This window comes from Hyalangium ruber (assembly GCF_034259325.1).
GTDB lineage: Bacteria > Myxococcota > Myxococcia > Myxococcales > Myxococcaceae > Hyalangium_A > Hyalangium_A rubrum.
Genome location: NZ_JAXIVS010000003.1, coordinates 38,288 through 63,922, shown reverse-complemented (window position 1 = coordinate 63,922; position 25,635 = coordinate 38,288). Strand labels below are relative to the sequence as shown.

The 25,635-nt window shown below is 68.8% G+C and carries 22 protein-coding genes; 7 read left to right on the top strand and 15 right to left on the bottom strand.

The genetic code is table 11. The features are described 5' to 3' along the window. Nucleotides 1-2: 2 nt before the first annotated feature. Genes SYV04_RS09195 through SYV04_RS09185 form a run of 3 tightly spaced genes read right to left on the bottom strand, consistent with a single transcriptional unit; the run spans nucleotide 3 to nucleotide 2,349 of the window. The gene (locus tag SYV04_RS09195; RefSeq protein WP_321545291.1) at nucleotides 3-845 is read right to left on the bottom strand and encodes an SDR family oxidoreductase; all 843 of its coding nucleotides are present in this window, start codon (nucleotides 843-845) and stop codon (nucleotides 3-5) included. Next, entirely contained in the window at nucleotides 842-1,510 is a 669-nt protein-coding gene (locus tag SYV04_RS09190; protein ID WP_321545290.1) for a TetR/AcrR family transcriptional regulator, read from the bottom strand. Before SYV04_RS09190 ends, SYV04_RS09195 begins: the two co-directional genes overlap by 4 nt. After that, entirely contained in the window at nucleotides 1,507-2,349 is an 843-nt protein-coding gene (locus tag SYV04_RS09185; protein ID WP_321545289.1) for an enoyl-CoA hydratase-related protein, read from the bottom strand. The genes SYV04_RS09190 and SYV04_RS09185 overlap by 4 nt, the downstream gene beginning before the upstream one ends. A gap of 226 nt (nucleotides 2,350-2,575) precedes the next feature. On the opposite strand from SYV04_RS09185, the gene SYV04_RS09180 reads away from it, so the two are divergent. Continuing rightward, nucleotides 2,576-3,475: an AraC family transcriptional regulator gene (locus SYV04_RS09180; RefSeq protein ID WP_321545288.1), complete on the top strand. Its 900-nt coding sequence runs from the start codon at nucleotides 2,576-2,578 to the stop codon at nucleotides 3,473-3,475. Nucleotides 3,476-3,502: 27 nt separating this feature from the next. Beyond that, nucleotides 3,503-3,919, top strand: a complete 417-nt coding sequence (locus tag SYV04_RS09175) for a DUF2000 domain-containing protein (protein WP_321545287.1) — start codon at nucleotides 3,503-3,505, stop codon at nucleotides 3,917-3,919. A 10-nt stretch (nucleotides 3,920-3,929) separates the two neighbouring features. Here the strand turns inward: SYV04_RS09175 and SYV04_RS09170 are convergent, their stop codons facing one another. The 5 genes from SYV04_RS09170 to SYV04_RS09150 form a co-directional block, all read right to left on the bottom strand. Next, nucleotides 3,930-5,330, bottom strand: coding sequence for an MATE family efflux transporter (locus SYV04_RS09170; protein ID WP_321545286.1), 1,401 nt, complete (start codon nucleotides 5,328-5,330; stop codon nucleotides 3,930-3,932). A 202-nt stretch (nucleotides 5,331-5,532) separates the two neighbouring features. Then, a complete protein-coding gene (locus SYV04_RS09165) occupies nucleotides 5,533-7,902 on the bottom strand; it encodes a sensor histidine kinase (protein ID WP_321545285.1) in 2,370 nt (789 codons plus the stop codon). A 62-nt stretch (nucleotides 7,903-7,964) separates the two neighbouring features. After that, a complete protein-coding gene (locus SYV04_RS09160) occupies nucleotides 7,965-8,597 on the bottom strand; it encodes a hypothetical protein (protein WP_321545284.1) in 633 nt (210 codons plus the stop codon). A gap of 81 nt (nucleotides 8,598-8,678) precedes the next feature. Further along, nucleotides 8,679-9,362, bottom strand: coding sequence for a leucyl/phenylalanyl-tRNA--protein transferase (gene aat / locus SYV04_RS09155; RefSeq protein ID WP_321545283.1), 684 nt, complete (start codon nucleotides 9,360-9,362; stop codon nucleotides 8,679-8,681). A gap of 9 nt (nucleotides 9,363-9,371) precedes the next feature. Continuing rightward, on the bottom strand, nucleotides 9,372-10,208 hold the full coding sequence (locus SYV04_RS09150; RefSeq protein ID WP_321545282.1) for an LEA/WHy family protein: 837 nt from the start codon (nucleotides 10,206-10,208) through the stop codon (nucleotides 9,372-9,374). A 65-nt stretch (nucleotides 10,209-10,273) separates the two neighbouring features. Here SYV04_RS09150 and SYV04_RS09145 point away from each other — a divergent pair, with 65 nt between their 5' ends. Genes SYV04_RS09145 through SYV04_RS09135 form a run of 3 tightly spaced genes read left to right on the top strand, consistent with a single transcriptional unit; the run spans nucleotide 10,274 to nucleotide 14,521 of the window. Beyond that, nucleotides 10,274-10,912, top strand: coding sequence for a putative metallopeptidase (locus tag SYV04_RS09145; RefSeq protein WP_321545281.1), 639 nt, complete (start codon nucleotides 10,274-10,276; stop codon nucleotides 10,910-10,912). A 51-nt stretch (nucleotides 10,913-10,963) separates the two neighbouring features. Then, nucleotides 10,964-12,160, top strand: coding sequence for a sensor histidine kinase (locus SYV04_RS09140; protein ID WP_321545280.1), 1,197 nt, complete (start codon nucleotides 10,964-10,966; stop codon nucleotides 12,158-12,160). Nucleotides 12,161-12,172: 12 nt separating this feature from the next. Continuing rightward, a complete protein-coding gene (locus SYV04_RS09135) occupies nucleotides 12,173-14,521 on the top strand; it encodes an ATP-binding protein (protein ID WP_321545279.1) in 2,349 nt (782 codons plus the stop codon). Between the two features lies 1 nt (nucleotide 14,522). Here SYV04_RS09135 and SYV04_RS09130 read toward each other — a convergent pair whose 3' ends face one another. Further along, nucleotides 14,523-15,386, bottom strand: a complete 864-nt coding sequence (locus tag SYV04_RS09130) for a fatty acid desaturase family protein (protein WP_321545278.1) — start codon at nucleotides 15,384-15,386, stop codon at nucleotides 14,523-14,525. A gap of 335 nt (nucleotides 15,387-15,721) precedes the next feature. On the opposite strand from SYV04_RS09130, the gene SYV04_RS09125 reads away from it, so the two are divergent. Together SYV04_RS09125 and SYV04_RS09120 are read left to right on the top strand one after the other, a co-directional pair. Beyond that, nucleotides 15,722-16,168: a DUF2267 domain-containing protein gene (locus tag SYV04_RS09125; RefSeq protein WP_321545277.1), complete on the top strand. Its 447-nt coding sequence runs from the start codon at nucleotides 15,722-15,724 to the stop codon at nucleotides 16,166-16,168. 45 nt (nucleotides 16,169-16,213) lie between these two features. Then, on the top strand, nucleotides 16,214-17,062 hold the full coding sequence (locus SYV04_RS09120) for a DMT family transporter (protein WP_321545276.1): 849 nt from the start codon (nucleotides 16,214-16,216) through the stop codon (nucleotides 17,060-17,062). 9 nt (nucleotides 17,063-17,071) lie between these two features. On the opposite strand, the gene SYV04_RS09115 is transcribed toward SYV04_RS09120, so the two are convergent. The 6 genes from SYV04_RS09115 to SYV04_RS09090 are packed head-to-tail and all read right to left on the bottom strand — an operon-like array spanning nucleotide 17,072 to nucleotide 25,628. After that, nucleotides 17,072-18,982, bottom strand: a complete 1,911-nt coding sequence (locus tag SYV04_RS09115; protein ID WP_321545275.1) for a tetratricopeptide repeat protein — start codon at nucleotides 18,980-18,982, stop codon at nucleotides 17,072-17,074. Continuing rightward, the gene (locus SYV04_RS09110; protein ID WP_321545274.1) at nucleotides 18,982-19,617 is read right to left on the bottom strand and encodes a hypothetical protein; all 636 of its coding nucleotides are present in this window, start codon (nucleotides 19,615-19,617) and stop codon (nucleotides 18,982-18,984) included. The genes SYV04_RS09115 and SYV04_RS09110 overlap by 1 nt, the downstream gene beginning before the upstream one ends. Then, the gene (locus SYV04_RS09105) at nucleotides 19,614-20,087 is read right to left on the bottom strand and encodes a hypothetical protein (RefSeq protein WP_321545273.1); all 474 of its coding nucleotides are present in this window, start codon (nucleotides 20,085-20,087) and stop codon (nucleotides 19,614-19,616) included. The genes SYV04_RS09110 and SYV04_RS09105 overlap by 4 nt, the downstream gene beginning before the upstream one ends. After that, nucleotides 20,084-23,359 carry a tetratricopeptide repeat protein gene (locus SYV04_RS09100; RefSeq protein WP_321545272.1) on the bottom strand — a complete coding sequence of 1,092 codons (3,276 nt, stop codon included), beginning with the start codon at nucleotides 23,357-23,359 and terminating at the stop codon, nucleotides 20,084-20,086. Before SYV04_RS09100 ends, SYV04_RS09105 begins: the two co-directional genes overlap by 4 nt. Next, nucleotides 23,356-24,996 (bottom strand): hypothetical protein, encoded by a 1,641-nt coding sequence (locus SYV04_RS09095; RefSeq protein ID WP_321545271.1) that lies wholly within the window; start codon nucleotides 24,994-24,996, stop codon nucleotides 23,356-23,358. The genes SYV04_RS09100 and SYV04_RS09095 overlap by 4 nt, the downstream gene beginning before the upstream one ends. Next, nucleotides 24,993-25,628: an outer membrane beta-barrel domain-containing protein gene (locus tag SYV04_RS09090; protein WP_321545270.1), complete on the bottom strand. Its 636-nt coding sequence runs from the start codon at nucleotides 25,626-25,628 to the stop codon at nucleotides 24,993-24,995. The genes SYV04_RS09095 and SYV04_RS09090 overlap by 4 nt, the downstream gene beginning before the upstream one ends. Between the last annotated feature and the right edge of the window lie 7 nt (nucleotides 25,629-25,635).

Here is a 25,635-nt window from a genome sequence, read left to right as displayed (position 1 = left end):
CTTCAGGGGTCGACGTAGAGGTCGAGCATGACGTCGGAGCCCCCTCCGTAGCGGCTGAAGTCGGTAACGCCTTCGGCGCGGAGGATGTCTTCGTCGATGAAGGTCTGCCCGGTGCAGTCGCGCGGCGAGCGCTGGAGGATGGCCACGGCGGCGTCCGCCATGATCTCCGGCGCGCGGGCTCTCTGCATCGAGGTGTCGCCGCCGAGCAGATTCTTCACCGCGGCGGTGGCGATAAGCGTCCGGGGCCAGAGCGTGTTCGCGGCAATGCCGGCCTCGGCGAACTCCGCGGCCCAGCCGAGCGTGAGCAGGGTCATCCCGTACTTGGCGAGCGTGTACGCCGGGTGCAGGCCCATCCAGTGCGGCGCGAGGTTGACTGGCGGAGAGAGCGAGAGGATGTGCGGGTGGGGGGAGCGCCGCAGGTGCGGAAGCGCCGAGCGCGTCAGAAGAAACGTCCCCCGGAGCTGGATCTGCTGCATCAGATCGAAGCGCTTGATGGTCAGCTCCTCGGTCTTGAGCGGAGCGAGGGCGCTGGCGTTGTTGACACAGAAGTCGATGCCGCCAAACCGGGCCACGGTCGCGTCGACGGCCCGCTGCACGTCCGCCTCGTCGCGGACGTCGCCCACCACCGCGAGCGCCTGACCGCCCGCTGTTTCGATCTCCGCGGCCGCCGTATGTACGGTCCCGGGCAGCCGGGGATCCGGAGTGTCGGTCTTCGCCAGCAGCGCGACGTTGGCACCCAGCCGTCCCGCCGCGACGCCAATCGCCAGCCCGATGCCGCGGCTTCCGCCAGACATCAACAGTGTGCGTCCCGCCAGTGGCCTCGAGGCCTCCGCTCTTCCCGTCATCGCTTGGGCCCTGTCTTCGGTGCCCGGGCATCGCCCTGCTCGGGGTGAGCTTGCTCTGGCAGTCGGGGGAGCACGTCACGCACGATGGTGATCAGCGCCTCGCTCAAGAGCAGGTGTGCTTCCTCTCGGGTGATGGTTCCGCCGCGGATCCACTCGCGAATGGTGGCCTTCACCAGTCCGCCGTAGGAGCGGATCATCGCCCGCTGTCGCGCGTCACTGCCAACCTCGACCTTGAGCCCCAGGAACGCGAGCGTCTTCGCGGCGGCCACATCGTCCGCCTCCAAGATGATGCGTTCGACCTCTGGATCCGAGCCGATGCCTCCCGTGCCGGTGACCGCCACGTAGGTCTTTCCGTGGGTCGCCACCGTGTCGAGGTACCACTCGACGCTGCGCTCTACGCGCTCTCGCAGGTTTCCGGTCATCGGCACGCTCTCTTCCAGGCCGGGCATGAGCAGCATTCGCTTCACGACCTTCAGGTAGAGGTCCCGCTTCTGCCCGAAGTAGTGGTTGAGCAACCCCCGGGCAACGCCCGCTGCCTTGGCGATGTCCGTGGTGGAGACTTCCGCATAGGGACGCTCACCGAACAGCCGCACGGCGCACTCCAGGATCTGCTCCCGGCGCGTATCCGGTTCGAGCCTCTTCCAGCGTCGAGCGGCGGGGCTCATGACTTCTGCTCCCGCCAGGGCAGGAACGCTGGCAGGTCCTGCTGGACCGTTCGGGTGAACCTCGCGGGCCGTTTCTGCAGGAAGGACATCACTCCCTCCACGGCGTCCGTGTTCTGCCCACAGCTCGCGATGAGCTGGCTGTCGAGCGCGAAGGCGGGCTCGGGCGAGGGCAGAGCGCTCATCCGGTAGAGCGCCTGCCGGATGACGGCGACGGACACCGGTGCGGTGGTCTCGACCAGCTCGCGAGCGAGCGCATAGGCGGCATCGAGCAGTGCGTCAGGCTCGTGGAGGGACCGGACCAGGCCCGCGCCGAGTGCCTCTTCCGCTTGAATCAGACGGCCACTCACCATCCAGTCGAGCGCGCGTCCCATCCCGACGATTCGCGGCAGGAACCAGCTCGAGCCTGCCTCGGGGTAGATGCCCCGCCGACTGAAGACGAAGCCGAAGCGGCTGTCTCTGGCGGCGAGGCGAAAGTCCGCGGGGAGGATCATCGTCGAGCCTACTCCGACGGCCGCGCCACGGATCGCCGCGATGACCGGTTTCTGCAGCGCGAACATCCGGCGGGTGACCCGGGTCGCCGGCTCGACCCATCCGCCCTCCAGGTGCTCGAGATTCGATACCTCGAGCGAGCTGCCGCTCAGGTCGGCGCCTACGCAGAAGTCCTTGCCGGCACCCGTGAGGACGACCACGCGCACGTCTTCATTCGCACCGGCGGCGTCGAGTGCCTCGCCGAGCTCGTCCGCCATGGTGATGGTGAAGCCGTTGCGCGCTTCAGGACGGTGCAGCTCGAGGGTAGCGACCCGATCCGCAACCGAAGACCGGATGTGTTGATAGCTCATGAATGGGGCCTCTGCGCTCCTGTCAGCTTGATGATGGGAGCTTATTGGCGGAGTGTCAATAGCGAGAAAACCACGGGGGTTTGCCTCCGCGAGCCTACCTGGGCCTTGGAGCGGTGCGTCAGCTTGGGGGAGGCGTGCGGGGACTCCAGCAGTTGACTCGCGGTCGTTTCGGGTCGGACCCTACATCCTCCAGATCTAGAGCAAGTGCTCTGGGTCCCGATGCGAGATGCCTGGACCGAACCTGCCCTCTCCGAGCCGTTCCCCCGCTTCCCAGCCCGGCAAGGACTGGGTCGACGTCTCACGCGATTCGGCCACGGGCATCGAGACCATCCGGGCGCACTTCACCGGCCACGCCTATGACCCGCACTTCCATGATGCGTATCTCGTTGGGGTGACGGAGCAGGGGCTCCAGGAGTTCTCGTGTCGGAGGGCGCTGCATCGCAGCACGCCGGGTCGCGTCATCCTGATCGAGCCCGGAGAGATTCATGATGGACAGGCTCGGGATGAGGCGGGCTTTACGTATTTGATGCTCTACCTGGATCCCGCCTGGGTGACCCAGAGCTGTACCCGGGTGGCGGACGGCACCTTCTCACTCCACCAGGCCGGCTTCCGCGCCACCCTCAATGATGAACCGCGGCTCGCGGCAGCCATCCGCCGGGCGTTCTGGAGGCTCCACCAGCCCGAGTCGAGGCTCGCGCGGGATGGGGCGTTGGATGCGCTGGCGGCGGCCCTCAATTCACACTTCGGCGCATCCGAGGTCGTCAGGGTGGGGGAGACGGCAACCCGCGCCGCGCGGCGAGCCCGTGAGCTGCTGCGTGAGCACATGGAGCAGGACCTGGGGCTGGACGCGCTCGCTCGACTCTGCGGAGCGGACCGCTTCCAGCTGTCTCGGGCTTTTCGCGCGGCCTATGGGTTACCGCCGCACGCCTACCTCGTGCAGCTGCGTCTCGCCGCCGCGCGTCGGAGGCTTGCCATGGGTGAAGCACCCGCGTCCGTTGCCGCCGCCGTGGGCTTTGCCGATCAAAGTCACCTGGGGCGTTGGTTCCGCCGCGCGTTCGGGTTGACCCCGGCGGCCTACCGCGCAATCTGCACAAACGTTCCAGACGGGAAGTTCCTCGACCGCTGAGGATGTGCCTCCACAGCGGAGAGAACCATGCCCGAGACCTTCACGACCAAGGTCGCGCTCATCGTGCGCGAGGACCTCGCCATCTGGCAGAAGTTGAATGTCACCGCCTTCCTTGCCACGGGGATCGCCGCCGCGGCCCCGGAAGCCATCGGCGAGCCCTACGAGGATGCCGCGGGGAGGCGCTATTGCCGGCTGCTCGGTCAGCCGATGCTCGTCTTCAGCGCCACCCGAGCGGAGCTCCAGAGCGCGCATCGTGCCGCCGTCGAACGCGGACTGACTGCCGCCGTCTACGTGGGCCCCATGTTCGCCACGGGCAATGATGAGGCGAACCGCGCGGCGCTGGGGGCCGAGAACCCGGAGGACCTCGATCTGGTGGGGCTCGCGGTGCGCGGTGACCGGAAGCAGGTCGACAAGGCCGTGAAGGGCCTGGCGCTTCACAAGTAGCGCTCGGGCACTATCCTCCGACGGTCACCGCGGCGGGCTGCGCCTCTTGCTCGACGAGCGAGTGCCGCTCCCAGGCTCGGCTTCGCCACCGGAGCCACATGGTGACGCCGCGGAGCCACTCATCCGCCGCGATGGCAAGCCAGACCCCCGGCAGTCCCAGGTTCATCCGGAACACCAGGAAGTAGCCCAGCGGCAGGCTCATACACACCATCGAGACGATGCCCATGTAGACGGTGAAGGTGGCGTCTCCAGCGGCCCGCAGCGCGTTCACCAGGACCAGGTTGAAGGACCGGCCCGTCTCCAGGAGGATGCTCAGGACGATGAGCTGGGCGGTGACCTGGCGGATGTCGCCGTTGTCCGTGAACAGTCCCACCAGCGGCTCGCGGAAGAGGATGGCCGTCACATCCACCGCGAGGGTGATGCCCACGCCCCACTTCAGGCTCTGCAGGGCCTGGCGGTACGCGTCCTCAGGGCGGCGGGCGCCCACCATGCGCCCGACGATGATGGCGGTTCCCATCCCAATCGCCAGGCTGCACAGGAAGACATACTGGGAGATGGCGAAGGCATATTGCCTGGACGCCAGGGCCACCGTGCCGAGGAAGGTGATGTAGTAAAGGAACACCGTCTGGCAGCCCTGATAGGTGAGCTGCTCGACCGCGGCGGGGACGCCCACCTTGAGGATCTTGCGGACGTACTCCTTCGAGAACCGCACGTAGTCCCCGAACTCCATCCGGATCGGCATGAGGCGGTAGAGCATCCATGCGAATACACCGACCGCGATGGCTCGACTCAGCACGGTGGAGAGCGCCGCGCCCGTCACTCCCAGCTCCGGCAAGCCGAAGTGGCCGAAGATGAGGGCGTAGTTGGCCGCTACGTGCAGCACGTTCATGCCCAGCGAGACCAACATCGACTGCCGGGTGAAGCCGTAGGTGCGCAGCAGGCCGGACAGGACGTTGATGAGCGCCTGAAAGAAGAGGAAGCCTCCCACCAGGTGCAGATACGTCGTCGCATGCGCCAGCACGGGCCCCTGCAGGTTCATCCCACCCAGGATGGCGTCTCCGAACAGCAGCAACCCCGCGCTGACCATGAACCCCAGGCAGAGGTTCATCGTGATGGCGAGCGCCGAGATTCGGGCGGCCTCCTGCACCTTGCGGGCGACGATGTACTGGGCGACCACGATGGCGGCACCGTGGCTGATGACGCCCGTGGCCATGATGCAGATGAAGACGTACTGATTGACCACTCCCACCGCGGAGACGGCATCGTCCGAGACGCCGCTCAACATGAGCGTGTCCGACGTCCCCATCAGCATGAACAGTAGGAGCTCCAAGAAGATCGGCCAGGTCAGCCGGAACAGCCCTACGGGAGGCGGGGCCTGCACAGCTGACTGCGGCGTAGCTGCTACTTCCATAGGTGCATCTGCTCCGTCGGGCCGTCGCGCGGCGGGCGCCAGCTCTGGCAGCCTTCGCCGCACCCTGCGTTTCGCATGCCCCGAGCAGGGAGTCGAGCGGTCCGGAGTACACCCTACGACGCCTGCTCGCTGCTTCGCCAGGCATAACCCCTTGCCTCGGGGCCCCCGCTCACTGCCGCTTTGGCCCAGTCCCTCGCCCAGGCTATCCAGCCGTGACGACCTGTGGGGTATCGCAGGCGGGGAGGCTCACGGTGAAGCGAGTGTATTGGCCCAGCTCGCTTTCCACCGTCAGGTTTCCGCCGTGGAGTTTGACGATGTCGTAGCTCAGCGACAGGCCCAGTCCCGTGTTGCCACCTCCTGGTGGCTTCGTGGTGAAGAACGGCTCGAAGATGCGGCTGTGGAGGTCCTTCGGGATGCCTGGCCCATTGTCCTCTACTTGGAGGACGACGTTGCCGCCCTCGCGACAGGTGCGCAGGGTAATGGTGGGAACGTAGTCATGGGTGGATTGGCGCTGCTTCATCGACACGGCATCCATGGCATTGTGGATGAGGTTCTGAAGCACGCGCCCCAACTGCTGGGGCATCGCCTGCACCTTCCCCACTGTCGGGTCGAACTCTCGCACGAACGTCACTTCGAGCCGCGGAGAGCGGGCACGCTCCACTGCGTAGGTCAGCGTCAGGTAATGCTCCAGGAGCGGCTTTACGTCCGTTGGCTCGAGCGCCCCGGTTCGGCCCTGGGCATGCTCCATCATGCTCCGGATGATGTGGTCTGCCCGCACCCCGTGCTGGTGGACGATGGCCGCATTCCGCATGAAGTCCATGATGATGTCCTGGACCTCGCTCAGAAGGACCTGGGGCCGCTCCCGCAGCGTCCGCCCCAGTTCCTGGGATAGCTCGATACTGGCCTCCGACAGGTTGTTGATCAAATTGAGCGGGTTCTTGAGTTCGTGCGCGATGCCCGAGGTGAGATGGGCCAGGGAAGCCAGCTTCTCCGACTGGATGAGCTGGTTCTGCGTGCGCTGCAGTTCCTGGATGAGGCCCTGCTTGGCCGTGTTCTCCTGGTTGAGGGCGGCGTTGGCCATCTCCAGTTCGCGGGTGCGGTGTTGGATGCGCTCCTCCAGCTTCAGGTTGAGTTGCTCCAGATCCGTGCGGGCCTGCTGCAAGGACGCGTTGCTCTGGCCCATGTGTTGGCCCATCTGGACCAGCCCCTCTCCGGTGCGCTGTAACTCGATGATGGGATAGGTAGGCCGGGGCTGGGTGTACTCGCCCTGGCCAATCCGCTGCATCATGGACTCCAGGTCCAGCAGAGGCTCCGCGAGCAAGCCACTCATTCGGCGCACCTTCTGGTAAAGCCACCCGAAGAACAGGGCATAGAAGAGGATCAGCCCCGCGATCATGCCCAGGCCCACACGGAGGACGCGCCTGTTGAGCTCATAGGCCTCCGCGAAGATGTCTGCCTCGTCCACGACAACCAGCAGTTTCCAATCCGTGCTTTTCACGGTGGACCATGCCACCTGCTTGCTGCGCCCTGCCAGTGTCACGGTCTCCAGTCCCTGCTGAGCGGAGGCCAGCTGCTGGCCAAGTGCGCGGCCGTCCTCGCGTTTGAGCAGGTTGAAGGTGTCCGGCTTGAACGTGTCTTGCCGGATGGGCTCGTGGTAGGAATAGTCGCTGAGTTCCTTCAACTTCCAGTCCCGCTCCCCCTGGGTGGTGAGAGCGAGGATGGTGCCGTCCTTCCCCACCAGCATTCCGTAGCCGTTCCACGGAAAGTGTAACTGGAGCACCTGGTTGGTGAGGCGGTCGATGGTGACATCCAGGCCCGCTACACCCTCCATGCGATCGCCACTCCCTGGGTAGATAGGGGCGGTGGCCGAAACCATCCACCCCTGACCTGCTGTATCGACATGCACGTCTGTCCAGACGACCTTGCGCTCTGGATTGTGGGTCGCGTCAGCCTCGTAATAGTAGCTGTAGATGGAGAAATCGTAGCCAGGGCCTGACGCCGCGATGACGTCTTCATATTCTCTGTATGGGTAGAACCGGGTCAGGTGATCCGCGGTGTCGACATAGGCCTGGGTTACCAGCGGCTGCGTCTCCACGAGACTCTGGAGCAATGGATCAAGCTGAGCGAACTGAAGAGCCTTGGTGCGCTCAGACTCGCTGATGCGGGAGGGCTTGGAATAAATCAGAGCGGCCCGGCCGGGGAGTCCATGCGTCGTATGGAGCGCGCCTTCCAGGGAGAGGGCATAGCGCGAGGACTCTTCGGCATCTGGGACGAACGGCGTTACGAACGCGCGCTCGGCATGGCGGCGGAGCAGGTCCACGTTAGAGGCCACGGAGGCGAGCTGTGAGCTGATGTGCTCGGCTTGTTGATGGGCGATATATTGAAGCTGCTCGGTCGCTAGACGTTGCTGGGTGGTGATGTTCTGCTCACGGATGACGCTGTTGGTGATGAAATAGGCGGCGATGAGCGCCAGCTCGATGAAGAAGACTGGGACGAGCGCGCTCGTGAGATAGGATCGCCAGATGAGCCGCAGCAGTGACACAGGCGCGGCGGCGCTTCTGTCCAGCGGCAAGCTCATAGTCCTCGGAGGATCTCGCGAACCGTCATCGTGCTCCTCCTCGCGGTGCCAGCGCCTCAGTGCCGCATCAGCAAGCGAAGTCCGCCCATGAGCCAGGAGTGGGATTGCTTCTCGGTGACGTTCGAGAACTTGCCGGTCGTGAACGTCGCGAAGGGCCCGGCCCACACCGGCCCGCTGAGGTGGTAGTCGGCCCCGAGCTGCCCGTTGAACTCCACGCCCTTGAAGGACTCGCTCCTCGGCTTGAAGAACTCGTACCCGATTCCCACCCCCAGCCAAGGGCTCCACTTGCCGGAAGTCGGGAGATGGAGGCTGACGTTGGCGCCGAACCGCAGGTCGGTCGCGCTGCAGTTCGTGCCCTCGGGGCAGGCGTCGGCGAGCAATGCCCTGCCATACTGGAAGGAGGCGCCGAGATAGAGGCTCGAGCCGAGGAAGTACCCCGCATCGAGCTGCACGGGGGCGATGCCGTTGACGACGTCCTTCATCCGCACCGGTTCAGTCCCGTTGCCACCTTCCACGTTGCCCAGCGGCAAGCCGAACCCACCGCGTATCGCGAACGCAAAGCCCGTGCCCTGGACAGGACGGTCCCCCTGAGCCTCCGAGTCGTCCGAAGTGGAAGCTTGCGCCACCGCAGGAGGTGCCACGAGCGAGAGAGAGAGCAAGGAGAGCGTCGCGAGTACACGTGGGTTCATGAGCACAGGCCTCGGGTTCGTGGGACGGCTGACGGTACACGATCAGTCCGCGGAGGAGCGGGTTGCCCTGCACTCCTGGGCCTACGTCCACGGGCCTCGGCGGGTGGGCTCCTTCAGCGCCCGTTCGAGCGCGGTGAGGAAACGGCGGCGGGGCCACTGCTCGGCCCCAAAGCGCGCCAGGTGCTCCGTCTCCACCTGGCAGTCGATGAGCTGGAAGCCCCACTCCACGAAGCGCTCCACCGCCGTGGCGAACGCTGCCTTCGAGGCGTCCGGCGCCCGCGCGAACATGCTCTCGCCGAAGAAGGCCGCCCCCAGCGACACGCCGTAGAGCCCGCCCTTCAGCTCGCCCCCCGCCCATGCCTCGATGGAGTGCGCGAAGCCCATCCGGTGCAGCGTGACGTACGCCTGCAGCATTTCGTCCGTAATCCACGTGCCCGTCTGCCCCGGCCGCGGCACCTGCGAGCACGCGGTGATGACGTCCGCGAACGCCGTGTCCCAGCGCACCTCGTAGGCACCCGCGTTGAGCACCTTGCGCAGGCTGCGGCCCACGTGGAGCTTCTCCGGCTCCAATACGAAGCGCGGGTTGGGCGAGTGCCAGAGGATGGGCTGGCCCTCGCTGTACCAGGGGAAGATGCCGCGCGCGTACGCGGCCAGCAGCCGCTCCGGGCTCAGGTCTCCTCCCACCGCGAGCAGGCCGGTACGGTCCGCCTTCTCGGGCGGTGGGAAGGACTCCGGATCCTCGGGGTCCAGCAGGTAGATGGGCACGGCCCCAGACTACCTGGACACGTTGAGCTTCACGCTCCCTTCCAGCGTGTAGGGCAGGCTCAACAGCGGGCCCTTCACCTCTCCCTTCACCTGGTAAGGCAGTGTCCCCTTGGCGATGAGCGCCTTGGCCTCCGGCCCCAGCGTGGCCGCCGTCACCGAGGCCTCCAGCGGGTACACCCCCGTCGCCGAGGCATCCACCGTGTCCGCCTTCGCCAGCGTGCCCTCGTCCAGGGGCTTGCCGGCCACGCTCAACGTGTAGCGCAGCCCCTCCAGCCGCAGCGGGAACGGGTTGGGGTTCTTCACCCCCAGGCGCAGGGTGAGGTTCACCTCCTCGGCCGAGTAGCGCGCCGCGTCCAGGCTCTCCACCACCACCTCCGGCAGCCGGGGCACGCGCACCGCCCGCGAGGCGGCGAACGGCAGCGTCTCCACCGTCTGCCCCGAGCGCACCGTGAGCGTGCCTCTCAGCGCCATCAGCAGGGTGCCCCCGCGCTCGCTCATCGCCTTGAGGTCCTCCGAGCCGCGCACGTAGGCCGCCCGCTCCTCGAAGGAGAACGCCGTGGGCTGCCCCGCCGTGAGCGGCACGTTCAGCGCCGCCGTGCCCGTCTTCACCACCTGGCCGTCCGAGACGAGCTCGTAGTCGGCCTTCTCCAGCACCCCGGGGCTGGGGCTCACTACCTGGCCGGCATAGCGCACGGTGGCGTCCGTCAGGCCCTGGGAGGCCACCGTGGTCTCCTGGAGGGCCAGGGTTGGAGGGTTCTCGGGCCGGGAGGGCGCAGAGGCGCACCCCAGCCACAAACAAGAGAACAGGGCAACAGCGAGGCAAGGGCTCAGGGTCGAGGGCTTCACAGGGTGACATTGTGAAGAGCCTCCCGGCCGCGCCAAGAGCTTTTCCGCTAGACTGTCCACCACTCGTGGCCCCTCGCCGCCCCAACTTCAACAAGGCGCTCCGCGCCCTGATCCGAGACATCTCGGTCCGCCTGCCGGAGTTCAGCCACATTCGGGCCGGCCGCATCCTCGTCATCGCTGGCGAGGCGCGCCGGGCCTCGCGTGGCACCGTCAAGCCCCTGTGCTTCCGGGGCGGCAAGAGCATGGACCGCAGCGGTCGGCGCAAGCCCATCGTCCGCATCAAGGGCCGGCGCATGCTCTACTGCATCACCCTGCGCCCGCTCTTCTTCCGGGGCTCCACCGCCAAGGCCCGCATCGAGACGGTCATCCACGAACTGTTCCATTGCTCGCGCCGGTTTGATGGCACCCTGCACGCCGGGCGCCGGCATGACGTGTTGGGCAAGGACTTCACCCGCCGTCTGCGTCCCCTGGTGCGCCGCTACCTCAAGGTGTGTCCCCGGGAGCTCAAGGCCACCTTCGCCCACCGCGGCGAGGTGCGGATGCTGCAATGGTTGGAGCGGCCCGGCCCCTCCTACATCCCCGGCACCTCGCGGGTTCGCAAGGTGTATACCGAGGATCAGTTGTTTTACGGAATTACCCGGATGGTGACGCCCAAACCCCGCGTGGCCCGAGAGGTGGGGCCACGCCCTCCCAAGCTCCACTAGGCCTCGCGGGGGGATGGCTTGGGTGGTGTGTTTTTGTTACAAAAATACAACATGCCCGAACCGGCTCCTCCCTTCACGGCTTCCCTTGCGGATGGCGCGGCTTCGCCGCCGCGGGTGTTGATCGCCGATGACGACATGCTGAGCCGCACCACGGTGGCGGCGCTGCTGTCTCCGGCGGGCTACCGGCTGCGCTTCGCCACCAATGGGGAAGAGGCGCTGCTGGCGGTGAGCGAGGAGCCGCCGGACCTGGTGTTGTTGGATGTGATGATGCCGGTGCTGGACGGCTTCGAGGTGTGCCGCCGGCTGCGCGAGTCGCTGCGCGGGGACTACATGCCCATCGTCCTCGTCACCGCGCTGGATGAGCGGCAGGACGTGCTGCGAGGGCTGGAGGCGGGCGCCGACGACTTCCTGCACAAGCCGGTGCATGGCGCCGAGCTGCGGGCACGCGTCTCCAACCTGCTCAAGGTGCGCGCCTACCACCAGCTGCTGGCCTCCCAGCGCGACAGCGCCATGGCCACGGCGGACGCGCTGCGCCAGCAGGTGCTGCACGCCGACCGCCTGGCCACGCTGGGCACCTTCGCCGCCGGCGTGAGCCACGAGCTCAACAACATCGCCCAGGTGCTGCACGGCCTGCTCGAGCCCCCGGGGCCGAGCGCGCCGCAGGGGACGGTGGAGGTGATGGACTCGGGCGATCGCGACATGCTCGCCCACGTGGCCAGCCACGTCACCGAGCTGTCGCGCACCATCCTCAACATCGCCCGCCCGGAGCAGAGCTCGGCGCTGGACGCGGACCTTGGCCGGACGCTGGAGGAGGTGCGCAACATGCTGCGCCTCACCGGCCGCATGCGGCACGCGCGGGTGTCGCTGGTGCTGCCGGAGCAGCCCTGTCGCATCCGCGCCAACCCGGTGCATGCCCAGCAGGTGTTCCTCAACCTCTTGAGCAACGCCGCCGACGCCATCGCCGACATGCCCGAGCCCTCCATCGAGGCGGGGGTGCGCACGGGGAAGGATGGGCGGGTCGAGGCGTGGGTGCGCGACAACGGCCCGGGCATCCCCGATGCGGTGCTCGGCCGCATCTTCGAGCCCTTCTTCACCACCAAGGCCCCCGGCCATGGCACGGGGCTGGGCCTTCCCGTCGTCAAGCAGCTGGTCGAGTCCTGGGGCGGGCGCATCCACGTGCATACCCAGCCCGGCAGCGGCACGCGCATGGTGCTGGACGTGCCGGCCGTCGCCCCCCCGTTGCCCTAGAGAACTCTCCGCATGAGCGCTCCCCCGCCGGACGCGGCCTGGCTTCCCTTGTGGCTCCTGTGCGATGAGCGCGGCGTCGTCAGCACGTATGGCCCGGGGGGCGAGGAGTTGCTGGGCCTGGACCCGCGAGGGCGCACGTTGGCGGAGTTGTTCGACGCGGTGGTGGCCCAGCGGCTCGTGTCCGGCCCGGAAGACCGCTTCGCGTGGGCGCGGCCGGCGGCCAAGGAGGGCGCAGCGCCCATGTCCTGGAGGCTGGAGCGCCACCGGCTGGAGGGTGGGGGGCTGCTGGTGCGTGCGGGCCCGGTGAAGGCCGCGACGGAGGAGGTTCCCACCGCCTGGGAGCGCCGCATCCCCCGCCAGCCGCTCCACCCCGAGGGCAACATCCTCGAGCAGCAGCGGGCCTTCATGCTGGCGCTCCTGGATGCGGACCCCAGCCTCATCTTCGTGAAGGATCGCCACGGCCGCTTCATCTTCGTCAACAAGGCGCTGGCGGACTCGTACTCCACCACGCCGGACGCGATGGTGCTGGCGAGCAACTCCCAGGTCCACAGCAACGCGCAGGAGCTGAAGGTCTTCGACGTGGTGGATCAGCGGGTGCTGCAGACCCTGACGCCCGTGCGCGTGGAGGAGAGCGTCACCCTGCGGGATGAGTCGGTGATCTGGTACGAGACCCACAAGCGGCCGCTGCGCGCGCCCAACGGGGAGACCTTCGTGCTGGGCATCGCGGTGGACATCACCGAGCGGCGCCGCGTGGAGAAGCTGCTCCATGAGGCCAACCAGCGGCTGGAGATGGCGGTGCGCGCCGGGCAGCTTGGCCTGTGGGACTGGGACGTCGCCGCCAACACGGTGTACTTCTCCCCCGCGTGGAAGGCGCAGATCGGCTACGAGGACGCCGAGCTGCCCAACAGCATCGAGACGTTGACGGGCCACATCCACCCCGAGGACCTGACGCGCGTGCTGGAGGCGGTGGGCCGGCACCTGCAGGACCCCACGAAGGGGGACCGGTATGTGAACGAGTTCCGCATGCTGGCCAAGGACGGCACGTGGCGGTGGATCGCCGGCTACGCGCTGGTGCTCCGGGACGCGGCGGGGGCGGGGGTGCGCGCCACCGGCTTCCACGTGGACATCACCGAGCGCAAGGCGCAGGAAGAGGCGCAGCAGGTGCTCAGCGACAACCTGCGGCAGACCAACGAGCACCTGGAGCGCCTGGGGCGGATGAAGGACGAGTTCCTGGCCAACATGAGCCACGAGCTGCGCACGCCGCTCAATGCGGTGCTGGGGCAGTCGGAGGCCATGGGCGAGGGCATCTTCGGCCCGCTCACCGAGGAGCAGCGCTCCAGCCTGCGCACCATCGAGGAGAGCGGCAAGCACCTGCTGTCCCTCATCAATGACGTGCTGGACGTCACCAAGAGCAACGCGGGGCACCTGGAGCTGGTGTTCGCCCCCGTGCCGGTGGAGGAGGTGTGTCAGGAGAGCCTGCGCCTGGTGCGCGAGCAGGCGCGCCGCAAGGGCCTCTCGCTGAGCTACGCCAGCGACGGACAGGTGGTGGGCCTGTGGGGAGACCGCCGGCGGCTGAGGCAGGTGCTGCTCAACCTGCTGAGCAACGCCAAGAAGTTCACCCCCGAGGGAGGCCGCATCGGCCTGGAGGTGGCCTCGGCCCATGAGGGCGCGGCGGTGTCCTTCACCGTCTGGGACACGGGCATCGGCATCGCGGACGAGGACCGGCAGCGCATCTTCGAGCCCTTCGTGCAGCTGGACGCGGGGCTGGCGCGGCGCCATGAGGGCTCGGGGCTGGGGCTGGCCCTGGTGCGCCGCCTGGTGGAGTTGCACCACGGGACGCTGACGGTGGAGAGCACGTTGGGGAAGGGCAGCCGCTTCACGGTGGTGCTGCCCGTGGAGCCGCCCGCGGGCTCGGTGACGCTCGAGCCCGTGGGCCTGGGCGTCATGACGCGGCTGCCGACGCCCTATCCCCTGTCGGCCGGGCGCACGGTGCTCATCGCCGATGACCACGAGGCGAACACCCGGCACCTGGAGGACTACCTGAAGGCCCATGGCTTCCTCGTCCGCATCGCCCGGGATGGGGAAGAGGCGGTGCGCATGTGCCGCGAGATGAAGCCGGCGGTGGTGCTGATGGACATCCAGCTGCCGCGCTTCAACGGGCTGGAGGCCATCCGCCACCTGCGCGCCGATGCGACCACGGCCGCCGTGCCCATGGTGGCGCTCACCGCGCTGGCCATGCCGGGAGACCGCGAGCGCTGCCTCGCGGCGGGCGCGGACGCGTACCTCCACAAACCCGTGCGGCTGGGCGAGGTGCTGGAGGTGGTGAACCGGCTCGCCCTGCGTAGCGCGCCGATGGCCTGACTCAGGAGGCCGTGCGCGAGCCTTCCTCGGCCCGGCGCGTGGCGGCGACGCGGGCGATCCACGCGGGGTGGATGGGGGCGGGCTCGGCCACCAGCTCGGGGCGGTGCTGGCCCTTCTGGAGCAGCTCCTCGGTGAGCGCGGGCAGGGCGCGCCAGTGGACCTGGGGCTTGAGGTGGTGGGCCTGGTGGTGGCCCGCGTTGAAGAAGTAGCGGTTGTAGAAGCGCGAGAAGGACGTCACCGCCAGGGCCGTCCGGTCGCTGGCGTCCGCGCCCAGATGGGCCGCGAGGTTGAGGTAGTGGATGCTGGCCTGTCCCACCAGCAACATGGCGAACAGGGACAGGCCCAGCGAAGGCTGCCACGCCACCAGCGCCAGCAGCGTGCCGTCCACCACGGCGAAGTCCAGCAGCAGCTCCAGCCGCTGGCGGCGCGTCTTGCAGCCGCTCCACGCGTGGCCCACGGCCTCCCACGGCCAGAACCACGGCGTGAGCGCCCAGCGCACGCAGTAGTGGAGCGCGCTTTCGCCCGGTCGTGGCTGCTCCCAGTCTCCGGGCCCGTCGTTGTACTTGTGGTGGTTGAAGTGGTGGACGTAGTAGCCCCGGTACGCGAAGCCGCACGCGAGCCCCAGCGTGCGCGACAGCACCCAGCGCAGCGCCTTCGGTTGGGCGATGGGCACGTGCATGTGGTTGTGCAGCACGGCGTAGTTCCAGAACATCAGCGCCCACCCGAGCACCATCGCCGCGAGGCGCGGGCCTGGCGACCAGCCGCTCCAGCCCACCAGCACCGCCGTGAACCAACCCACCCACAGCGCGTGAACCGCGAGGTTGGGCAGATCGAGCCGGGGGGCTTGGGCGGAGGGCTGGGTCATGAGTCCGGGTTGCTCCTGCGATACGGGACACAGTTGGGTACGGCCGCTCGCCCGTCTGGCGCGTGGGGTACTGAGCGCTCGCGTTATATGACGCACCGGGTCGGGCGTCTTCTTCTGGACGCCCCAGGCAGTCTCAGCGAGCGGTCGAGCGCCCCAGTGCCCCACCGTCCTCTCTGAAGCACGGTGTGTCGCCTGGGGCGCGCTCGCAAGCCCTCCCGACTTGGAGACAGGTTTCCCGTTCCCGGAAAGGCACGGACGCGCGGCCTCCTGGCCTCCCGTCTGCTGCCACGAGACAGGTGCAACCCCAGCGTCATGGGAGTGCAAGGAGACTCCCTATGCAAGACGTAGAGACCCAGTCCTGGTCCGGGCTCGGCGTGGGCACCGACCGGCAGTCCTTCCTCCAGAAGGTGACCGAGCAGCTTCCCGACTATGAGCCGGCCCTGGCGGTCGAGGCCGTGTTCTGCGCGCTCACCGAGCGCCTGCCGGGTGGAATCGTCCAGCAGTTGCTGGAGCAGCTCTCTCCCGATGTGCGGGAGCTGGTGGGCCGCTGCCAGAAGCGCGGCGACGCGCCGGAGAAGCTGGACCGCGACGACTTCTACCTGCACGTGGCCAACCACCTGAACGCGGACATCGAGAACGTGCGCCTGGTGCTCCACGGCGTCTTCGCCGCGCTGCACTCGCAGATCACCGAGGCCGAGTCCGAGAAGGTGGTCAGCCAGCTGCCCGACTACATCAAGGGCACGTGGCTGGCGGCGCGCCGCGGCGTGGACAAGCCCTACTGACAGCGGCGGTAGGGTAGAACCGGGCCTCCCTTTCCTGGAGCCTCGGTGGAGCCTGTCGCCCTCTCGCTGGTGCTGCTGTCGGCGTTCTTCCACGCGCTGTGGAACGCGCTGCTCAAGCGGCACCAGGATCCCGAGGCGGGCATCATCGGCGTCACCTCCGTGGCCGTGGTGCTGGGTGGGCTGTGGGCGCTGGGGCTGCAGGGGGAGGCGTTCCCCACGCGGCGAGGGCTTCTGTGGTGCCTCGTCGCGGGCGGGTGCGAAGGGGCCTATCTGTTCTCCCTGGCGCGCTCGCTGAGGCACGCGCCGCTGGGGCTGGCGTACACGGTGGCGCGCGGCGGGGCGCTGCTCCTGGTGTGGCCGGTGTCGGTGCTGTGGCTGGGAGAGGCTCTCACGCCGCTGACGGTGACGGGCGCGCTGGTGCTGGGCGGAGGGCTGGTGGTGACGGGGCTGGCGCGCCCGGCGGGCCCAGCGGGGAGGGGCGTGGCGTGGGCGGCGGTGAGCGCGGTGTGCATCGCCGGCTACCACGTGGCCTACAAGCTGGCGCTCGGGGAGGGGGCGCAGGCGCCCGCGCTCTTCGCCCTGGCGCTGTGCGTGGCGCTGCCCATGCTGATGCTCACGCGCCTGGGAGGGGAGGGCAGGGGAGCGGTGCTCCGGCAGGCCCGGCGGAGTCCGGTGCTGATGCTGGTCACGGGCGGGCTGTGTACGCTGTCCTTCGCGCTGATGCTCGTGTCGCTCTCGCGCGTGGGGGCGGGGGCGGTGCTCACGCTGCGCAACACCTCCATCGCCTTCGCCCTGGTGCTGGCGATGCTCCAGGGCGAGCGGCCGGGGCACCGGCAGCTCTCGGGCGCGGTGCTCGTCATCGCCGGGGCCGTGCTGCTGGGCTGGCCGGCGTAGACAGGCGGCTCAGGGTGCCTTGTTCGTCGCTACTCCGCCCAGCCGCTTGAGTGCCGTCTTCGCGTCCTCGTGGTTGGCCTGGAGCTCCACTGCCTTGGCGTATTCCGCCTTCGCCTCGTCCACCCGGCCCGTCTGCTCCAGGAGCTGCCCGAGCGCGTTGTGCGGCTCGGCGAAGTTCGGGTCCACCTGCGCCGCGGCCCGGAACGACTTCTCCGCGTCCTTCGGCTTGCGCAGCAGGTACAGCGCCTGGCCCGTGTAGAGCAGCGCCAGCGCGTGCCGGGGCTCGATGGCCAGCACGTCACCCAACACCCGCACCGCCTTCTCCGGGTCACCGCCGCGCAGGTAGATCTGCCCCAGCTCCGCCCGTGCGTCGAGCTGCGCGGGGTCTCTCTTCGCCACCTGCTCCAGCAGCTCCAGCGCCTTGTCCGGCCGCTGCATGCGCGAGTGCATGACGCCCAGCCGCGCCAGCGCCGCGGGGTCCGACTCCTCGCCCTCCTTCGGCGCGAGCAGCGTCTCCACCTCGGCGTACCGGCCCATGGCCAGGTACAGGTCCGCCAGCGCCAGCTTCGCCGCGCGGTGGTTCGGCTCCTCCTTCAGCAGCTCCTCGTAGAGCGGCTGGGCCTTGGCGCCCACGTGCTTCTTCGCGTACGCGTCCGCCAGCGCCAGCCGCGCCTCCACCGTCGCCGACAGCCGCACGCCCTCCTCGTATTGAGCGATGGCGCCGTCCAGGTCTCCCTTGGCCTTCAGCGCGTCTCCGTATGCCGCGCGCGCGCTCGCGTCCTTGGGGAAGTCCTCCACCACCTTCTTCAGCGTGGCGATGGCGTCGTCCACCTTGCCCAGGGCCAGGTACGCGCGCGCCAGCCCCTGGTACGCCTCCGTCGTCTTCTTACCGTCCTCGGCGCTCGCCTCGATGGCCTTCTGGAAGGCCGCCACCGCCCGGTCCTTCTTGCCCTGCTGCAGGTACAGATGGCCCAGCTGCGTGTACGGCCCGCTGGAGCGCCGGGGCTCCAGCAGCAGCGCCTTCTCGAAGGACTTCGTGGCGCGCACGTTGTCGCCCAGCCGGAAGTACGCCAGCCCCAGGTTGAAGTGCGCCTCCGCGTACTTGCCGTCCGCGGCGATCGACTTCTTGAAGGCCTCCGTCGCCTTCTCGTGCTGCCCCAGCCCGTCGTACACCACGCCCATGTTGTTGTGCGCCATGGCGTGCTTCGGCTGCACCTCCAGGGCGTTCTTGTACGCGGACATGGCCCCCATCAGGTCGTTCTCCCTCATGAGGAGCACGCCCAGGTTGTAGTGGGCCTCGGCATCCTTGGGGGCCAGCTCCAGCGCCTTCTGCAGCGTCTGCTTGGCCTCGCCCATCCGCCCCTTTTCGGCCAGGGCCTTGCCCAGGTTTACCCGGGCCACCGTCAGCTTCTCATCCAGCTTCAGCGCGTCCTGGTAGGCCTCGATGGCGTCGTCCGTCCGCCCCGCCCGGTGCAGCGCCTCGCCCAGGTTGAACTGCAGCTCCGCGTCCTTGGGGGAGAGCTCCGCGGCCACCGAGTACTGCGTAATGGCCACATCCGTCTCGTCCAACACCCGCGCGAGCAAACCGCGCTCGGCGCGCAGGGTGGACTCCTCGGGGTATGCCGCCAGGGAGGTGTCCAGCAGGGTGCGCGCCTGCTCCGTGTCGCCGGAGAGCCGCAGCGCGCGGGCCAGCGCCACGCGCGCCGCCACCACGTCCGGCGCCTTCTCCACCAGCTTCGTCAGCGGCGTCACCGCCTTCTTGGGCTGCCCCTTCGCCAGGAAGGCCGTGCCCAGCTTGTAGAGCGCGTCCGCGTCTGGGGGCAGCGGCGCGGCTTCCGCGGCGGCCTCGGGGGCGGGAGTGGCCGGCGCGGGTACCTGCGCCGTGAGAAGCTGGAAGACGAGGGCTCCGGCTCGGATCATCACAGGTTCTCCACGTACGGACTGGTTCGCGCGTCAAAAGTCTTCTTCGCCAGCGCGGCCTTCTTTCCTTCCCACGCCTCCCTCGCCGCCTTCTCCTCGGAGGTGCCCTGGGTGAGCTCGGCGCGCTCTTCCTTCACCTCCGCGTCGCACTCGGCCACCTGGGCCTCGAACTCCTTCGGATCCAGCTCCTCGCTGCCCTCCACCTTCGCCTTGCGGGCGGCCTCCACGCGGGCCTGCTCGAAGCGGGCGAAGGCGCAGCGCAGCGCGAGCTGCTCCACTTCCTGCAGGTCCACGTTGAGGCGCTGGCGGGCGCGCAGGTACTCCACGCGCGCCTCCGCCTCGTCGATGGTGAGCTGGGCCACCTCGCGGGAGACGGCGTCCTCGGCGCGGTCCAGCTCCGCCTCGGCGGCCTGGGCACGCGAGCGGGCGCGGCGGATGTTGTCTCGGGCACGGAGGATTTCACTGCCCGCCTCGTCCACGCGGTCGATGGCGAGCGCCAGGGCGTTCTCCGCCTCCAGCAGCTCGATGCGTGTCTCGTAGGGCAGCTTCTTCACCATCTCGTCCGGCGCGCGCATGCCATAGCGCGGGCCACACGCGGCGAGCAGGGGGAGGGTGAGCAGGACAAAGCGCTTCATGGAACGGTCGCCTCGAAGCGGCCGAAGATGGTGCGGCCGGAGTAGACGTCGGTGCCGTTGACGAAAGTGACGCGGAATTCGCCCGACACGGTAGCGCCGGGCTGCAGGGCTTCATCGAAGGTGAGCGTGCCCCGGGTGAGGCGCGGGAAGTCGCGCACCGGCTCATCCAGCACGCTGCGGCTCACCGTGCCGCGCTGGGCCGAGTCAGGCTCCTCGTCCAGCAACTGCGCCAGGTCCACGGACTGGCCTGGCGCGTACTCGAGATCCTCCAGGCTGGCCGACACCTTGAGGATGGTGTCCTCGCTGGCGCCCTTGCGCGTGAAGAAGCGCACGGAGAGCTCGTCCTGGGTGCCCACGGCCTGGGCACCTTCGTAGCGCAGATCCAACAGCGAGGTGACGCTGCCCTCCAGGTGCGGCCCCTGGCCGCACGCGGTAAGCAGGCCCGAGAGGGCGATGGCGAAGAGCCTCACTTGCACGCCTTCCACCCCGCGTCCACGTCCGGGCCATTGAGCGAGGCCACGTCCTTGAGCACGGACAGCTCGCGCCGCGCCCCGTCCGCGTCTCCGAAGCGGCAGCGCAGGGCGGCCATGTTCAGGCGGGCCTTGTTGTACGTCGGGTCGGCCTCCAGCGCCCGGGCGTAGGCCTCGCGCGCGCTCATCGCATCACCCTGGTTGAGCAGCGCCCAGCCCAGCGCGTTGTGCGAGGCGGCGCGCGTGTCCTGAAGCTCCGTCACGCGGCCGAACGTGAGCTGCGCCAGCCCGTACTGCCGGGACTCCAGGTACGCCATGCCCAGCGCCTCCAGCGACTCGGCGGTGAGCGTGGCCTCCACCTTCTTGCGCAGCTCCTCCACCGACGCGTTGCGCACGGGCGCCCCGGGCGCGGGCACCGGCATGGCCGCCGTCTCGCTCCGAGTCCGGCAGCCCACCACCGCCGCGCTGTACACCTCGAGCTGCTCGGCGCGGTTCAGGCAGGCCTTGAAGGCCTCTTCCGCGCGGGAGCGCAGCGGTGCCACCTGCTCCTTCACCGCCGCCTGGAAGGCCTTGGCCTCCGCGGCCGACATGCCCGCGGGCGGCTGCGTCCCGTCCACCACGTCCGCCAGGTGTCCGTACGCCAGTCCCAGCTTCCACAGCGAGGCCACCGCCCACTCCGCGTAGCCCAGCGAGGCCGCCTGCGTGTAGATGCCCTCCAGGCCCTGCAGCGCGCCGACCTTCTCTTCCACCTTGTCCGACGGCAGCTCCTTGTAGCCCCGGTAGAGGATCTCTCCGAGGAACCACAGGCCCTTGGCCGCCTCCTCCGTCTGGCCGTTGGGCCCCTGCACCGCCGTGGTGAGGGTGGAGATCAGCTTGTCAGGAGCCTCGCCCGGAGCGGTGGTGGCCTGCACCTCGGCGATGACCGCCGCCGCCGACGTGCTCAGCTTGTCCAGAGCCAGCGCGGACTCCGCGGCTCGCCGGGCGTTGGCGTAGTCCTTCTGCTTCAGCCGCGCGTCAGCCAGCAGCACCAGCACCTCGGCCTTGCGCGCGCCGGCCGTCTCGGAGGCTGTCTCCAGCGTGCGTGCCGCCTCCTTGTAGTCGCCCATCGCCATGCGCAGCCGGGCGGCGGAGAGGTAGCCATCCAGCCCCGTCACGTCGCCGGTGAGCTTCTGGCCCACCTGCTCGTACCAGCCCGCCGCCTCGCCGAAGGCGCCGGCCTCCGCCGCGTGCCGGCCGAGCGTTAGCAGCACGTCCGAGAGGAACTGGCTCTTGGGGTAGTCGGTGAGCAGCTTGGTGCCCAGCTCGCGCTGGCGCGTCATGTCCCGCTTCTCACGCGCGGCCGTAAAGGCGCCGTACAGGGCCTTCTCGCCAATCTCCGAGCTCTTGTTCTCGTCGGCCACCTTGAGCAGGCCTTGGATGACGTCGCCCGTCTCCTGCGCGCTCTTGAGCGCCAGCTCGTCCAGCGCCTCGGCCTTGCTCTGGGTGAGGATCTTGCGCACGTCGTCCTGGAACTTCGCGGGTAGCGCGGTGCCCAGGAACTTCTTGCCCGTCTCCTCCAGGCCCTTGAAGTCGTTGAGCTGCCGCAGCCCATCGAGCGCCAGGTTGCCGGCGACGGCGGCGTCCTTGTGGTTGGGGTGCGCCAGGGCGAACGCGGTGAACAGCTCTGCGCCCTTCTGGTAGTCGCCGTCCTCGTAGAAGGCACGGGCGATGTTGAACTTCACCTCCAGCACGTTGGGGCTGTTGGGGAAGCGGGTGACGTAGTTGCCGCCCAGCACCTTCAGGGCCTGGCGCGCGTCGGCCACCTCGAAGGCGTTGCGCTTGAGCGCCTCCTCCGGCTTCACGGTGGAGAAGTGCGACAGCAGCGCGCCGTACACCGCCGCCTCGATGGCCTTCTCATCCCGCTGCTTGGCCTTCTCCTCGTAGCGGGCCAGCTCCTCGAACTGGCGCGCCGCGTCCGGGAACGCCCCGGCCTCGAAGAGCGCGTCGGCGCGGTTCTTCATGATGGGCCGCACGTAGGCGTCCGGACGGAACAGGCTCAGGTACTCCCGGTAGGCCGAGGCCGCCGTGACGTACATCGCCTTGTCGTCCTTCTTCTGCGCCGCTAGGTGCAGCTGCGTGGACAAGTCGCGCGCCATCTCCTCCAGCTCCGCCAGGTGCTTCTTGCGGTCGGCCTCGGGCAGCTCCGGGTCCGTCTTGCTCTGCACCGCGGCCCGCACCAGGAAGCGCAGGTCCGTCGGCTCCGGCATCACCTTGCCCTTGGAGGCCTTGAGCGCGTCGTAGAGCTTCTGGCCGCGCTCCAGGTCCAGCTCGGGGTCGAACTGGATCTCCATCAGCTTGCGCAGCGCGGGGATGGCGTACTCGTACTGCTGCTTGATGAAGTAGCGGTTGCCCAGCTTGTCCAGCGCCAGGGCGAAGGTGGCCCGGCTCTCGCTGAGCTTCTCGAAGTAGTTGAGCGCGCCCTTGGCGGGCTTCACCTCGGTGTAGCTGTAGACGAGGTCCAGCAGCGCCTCGCGCTTGATGTTGAGCGCCTTCTTGGCGTCCACGCCGGGAAGGGGCTCGCTCGCCGCGGCCGCCTCGAAGAAGGTGACGGCGTCGGCGTGCTTGGCCTGGTTCACCCGGATCCAGCCCATCTTGTAGCGGGCCAGGTCATGCACCGGCGAGGGTGGCTGGGCGAGGATGGCGGCGTAGTGCTTCTCCGCCTCGGCCAGGTCCGCCTTGTCGAAGAAGTGGTCGCCGAGGATCTGCTCGGCCTCCAGGCGCAGGGGGCTGGAGGGGTACTTGCGGATGAGGTCCCCCAGCGTCTTGAGCATCTCGTCGAAGCTGCCCAGCTCGCGCTGCTCGTGCGCCAGGTAGAACGTCACCTTGTCCCCGTCGTGGAAGTCCGGGTACTCGCGCAGCAGGCGGAAGTACATCTGCACCGCCTTGTTCTTCAGCAGCCGCGTCTCCGGCGACACGATGGCGCCGCTGGCTCCCTCCGGCCGGGACTCGGCCTGCAGGTAATAGACGTAGCGGCTCTTCTCCACGTACAGCTCGGCCAGCCGGAACTGCAGGTCCGGCAGGTACGGGGCGTTTCGGCTCTTGGCGATCAGCCGCTCCGTCTCGCCGATGGCGCGGTCCACCTTGAAGATGTCGCGCTTGAGCTTGGTGATGAGCTCCTCGCGCTCCTTGGCCTTGGAGACGATGGGGTTGAGGCCCGCATCCCCGCGCGCGGGGCCGCCAGGGCTGGCCGCCAGCAGCACCGCGGTGATGAGGCCCGTCAGCTGGCCGCTCATGGGGTCTCCTCGATGCAGCGGCTGTCGATGCGGACCCGGTACGACTTCAGCTCGTCGTTCCAGTACTCCCCATCGAAGCGGAAGGCGACCTGTTCGGCCCGCAGCAGCTCCTCCTCCGGAGGCAGCACTGCCTTGGAGCCCTTCTTCACCCGCTCATACAGCTTGAGGCCCACTTCGTACTCCATCAGGCGCACTTGCTCAGAGGCGCGCAGCAACGTGTCGGCTTCCTGGCGCACGGCCTCGCCCAGCCGCGCCTGGTAGACGCGCTCGGACTCGCCCAGCGACAGCGCATACAGCTTCGTCAGGTGCGCCTGCAGCCGCTCCCCGAAGCTGCCCGCGTAGCGGCCCAGCCGCTCGGACTCCAGCTCCAGCAATTCCTTGAAGCGCGAAGCCCGCTTGGTGCTCCCGTGTGCGGCGGCGGCGCGGCGCAGGCGCAGGTCCTGCGTCAGGTCATCCCGCTCGGCGATGGCGTCCAGCGAGTCGGCGAAGCGGCGGGTGAGCTCCTTGGCCGCGCGCTTGGCCGGCAGGTAGTGGCACAGGTCCCGGTAGATGAGGGCGCGCAGCAGGTACTTGTCCGGAAGGAACTCGTCGCGGAAGGAGGGCGCATCCAGCGTGGTGAGGATGCCCAGCGCGGCGCGCAGCTCACCCAGCTTGTAGCGCGTCCACGCCTCCTCCAGGTACAGCGTGGCGCGGCCCGGATCGAGCTCGGGCAGCTTCACCAGGGAGTAGGCCTCCAGCGCGCCCGGGTAGTCCTTGCGCTCGTAGCGCAGGCGGGCCACCGCGAGCGCCGCCTCGTTGCGCGCCTCGCGGGTGAGCTGCTCGTCCTTGGACAGGGTGAGGAAGTCGGTGATGAGCTCCTCGCCCGGCTCCTTCACCGTGCGCAGGCGGGTGACGAGCAGCGCGAACTTCGCGCGGCTGGCCTCGGCGCCGCCCTCCTCCAGCTTGGCGAAGTGGGTGTTGGCCCAGCGCTCGTTGCCCACCCGCAGGTCCACCAGCCCCTGCTGGTAGTGAGCGTAGGCGCCGGCCTCCTGCTCCAGGAAGCCCAGGTCCAACGCGCCGAACACCTGCTCGTCGATCATCACCTCGTCGTGAGGCTTGTCCGTGAGCTGCTTGAGCGTCTCCAGGGCGCGCGGCAGCACGTTGGGGTTGGAGCGCTCGCGGGCGATGCGCGCCAGGTACGTGGCGCCTGCGTGGGTGAGCCCCAGGTCGATGAGGCTGCGCGCCAGGAAGTACTGGCCCCAGGCGTAGTTGTCGTCCGTGCGGGGCGCGGCCGACAGCCAGGCGAACAGCGGGCCCGCGGCCGCGCGAGGGTTGCCGGCGAAGTACTCCGCCAGTGCCTCGTCGAAGAGCTTGGGGTCCACCTTCTCCGGAGCGGGCGGCGTGGCCGGCTCGGCGGCGGTCTCGGCGGCCTCGGTCTCGGCGGGAGCGGCGGCAGCGGCGGCTGGCGCTTCGGCCTCGGCGGGCTTGGGCGCCGCGCCAGTGGCGGCGGCGGGAGGAGGAGGCTTGGGCGCCGCGCCAGTGGCGGCAGCGGGAGCAGGAGGAGGCTTGGGCGCGGCGGGTTCAGCGGCCCGGGCCTCCACGGGGAGGGTGAGGAGCGCGGCGCTGGTGAGCGCGGCGAGCAGGGTGCGGGGAGTCATTCCGTGGCGCCGAAGTTGAATGCGGTGCCCAACTGGATGGTGGGGACGTTGACGATTCGCCGGGCGCCGGCGAACAGGAAGTTGTTCGTCACATCCAGGCGGAAGGAGACGTTCTGGCTGCTGAAGAGCCGCAGGCCCAGGCCCACGTTGGCGCCCGGCCGGAAGCCGCCCTCGCGGTTGAGCTTGAAGATGGTGGCGCCGCCGATGACGAACGCCTCGAAGTGCAGCACCTTGCGGTTGAGGAAGGCCGTCTTGCCGTACAGCGGGCTCCACAGCACGTCCGAGCCCACCATCCACTGCACCTCGTCCTCGAAGGCGGCGGCGGTGGGGGCCACGCCGAAGTCGTTCTCGAGCTGGCTGCGCAGGCCCGTCTGCACGTTGTAGCTGTAGGAGCCGCGGCCTACCTGCCACGCGAAGCTATCGCTGAAGTGGTAGGTGTAGCCGACCCCCGCGAAGTAGCCCTTGTAGTAGGCGTCCGCCGGCAGCACGCCGATGCCGAGCGTCAGCTCGTGGTTGAGCCGGTAGGCCCGGTCCTGCACGGCGGACACGGTACCGGGGTTCTCCAGCGCCTCGGCCTGCGCGAAGGCAAGGCCGGGCATGAGCGACAGGAACAGGAGGAGGGCTTTTCGCACGATGGGG

Coding starts and splice junctions, on each gene's coding strand:
- SYV04_RS09140 (WP_321545280.1), top strand. CDS start 10,964: ATGCCCGAACCGGCTCCTCCCTTCACGGCTTCCCTTGCGGATGGCGCG.
- SYV04_RS09100 (WP_321545272.1), bottom strand. CDS start 23,359: ATGAGCGGCCAGCTGACGGGCCTCATCACCGCGGTGCTGCTGGCGGCC.
- SYV04_RS09135 (WP_321545279.1), top strand. CDS start 12,173: ATGAGCGCTCCCCCGCCGGACGCGGCCTGGCTTCCCTTGTGGCTCCTG.
- SYV04_RS09195 (WP_321545291.1), bottom strand. CDS start 845: ATGACGGGAAGAGCGGAGGCCTCGAGGCCACTGGCGGGACGCACACTG.
- SYV04_RS09160 (WP_321545284.1), bottom strand. CDS start 8,597: ATGAACCCACGTGTACTCGCGACGCTCTCCTTGCTCTCTCTCTCGCTC.
- SYV04_RS09125 (WP_321545277.1), top strand. CDS start 15,722: ATGCAAGACGTAGAGACCCAGTCCTGGTCCGGGCTCGGCGTGGGCACC.
- SYV04_RS09115 (WP_321545275.1), bottom strand. CDS start 18,982: ATGATCCGAGCCGGAGCCCTCGTCTTCCAGCTTCTCACGGCGCAGGTA.
- SYV04_RS09180 (WP_321545288.1), top strand. CDS start 2,576: ATGCCTGGACCGAACCTGCCCTCTCCGAGCCGTTCCCCCGCTTCCCAG.
- SYV04_RS09190 (WP_321545290.1), bottom strand. CDS start 1,510: ATGAGCCCCGCCGCTCGACGCTGGAAGAGGCTCGAACCGGATACGCGC.
- SYV04_RS09095 (WP_321545271.1), bottom strand. CDS start 24,996: ATGACTCCCCGCACCCTGCTCGCCGCGCTCACCAGCGCCGCGCTCCTC.
- SYV04_RS09170 (WP_321545286.1), bottom strand. CDS start 5,330: ATGGAAGTAGCAGCTACGCCGCAGTCAGCTGTGCAGGCCCCGCCTCCC.
- SYV04_RS09130 (WP_321545278.1), bottom strand. CDS start 15,386: ATGACCCAGCCCTCCGCCCAAGCCCCCCGGCTCGATCTGCCCAACCTC.
- SYV04_RS09185 (WP_321545289.1), bottom strand. CDS start 2,349: ATGAGCTATCAACACATCCGGTCTTCGGTTGCGGATCGGGTCGCTACC.
- SYV04_RS09175 (WP_321545287.1), top strand. CDS start 3,503: ATGCCCGAGACCTTCACGACCAAGGTCGCGCTCATCGTGCGCGAGGAC.
- SYV04_RS09110 (WP_321545274.1), bottom strand. CDS start 19,617: ATGAAGCGCTTTGTCCTGCTCACCCTCCCCCTGCTCGCCGCGTGTGGC.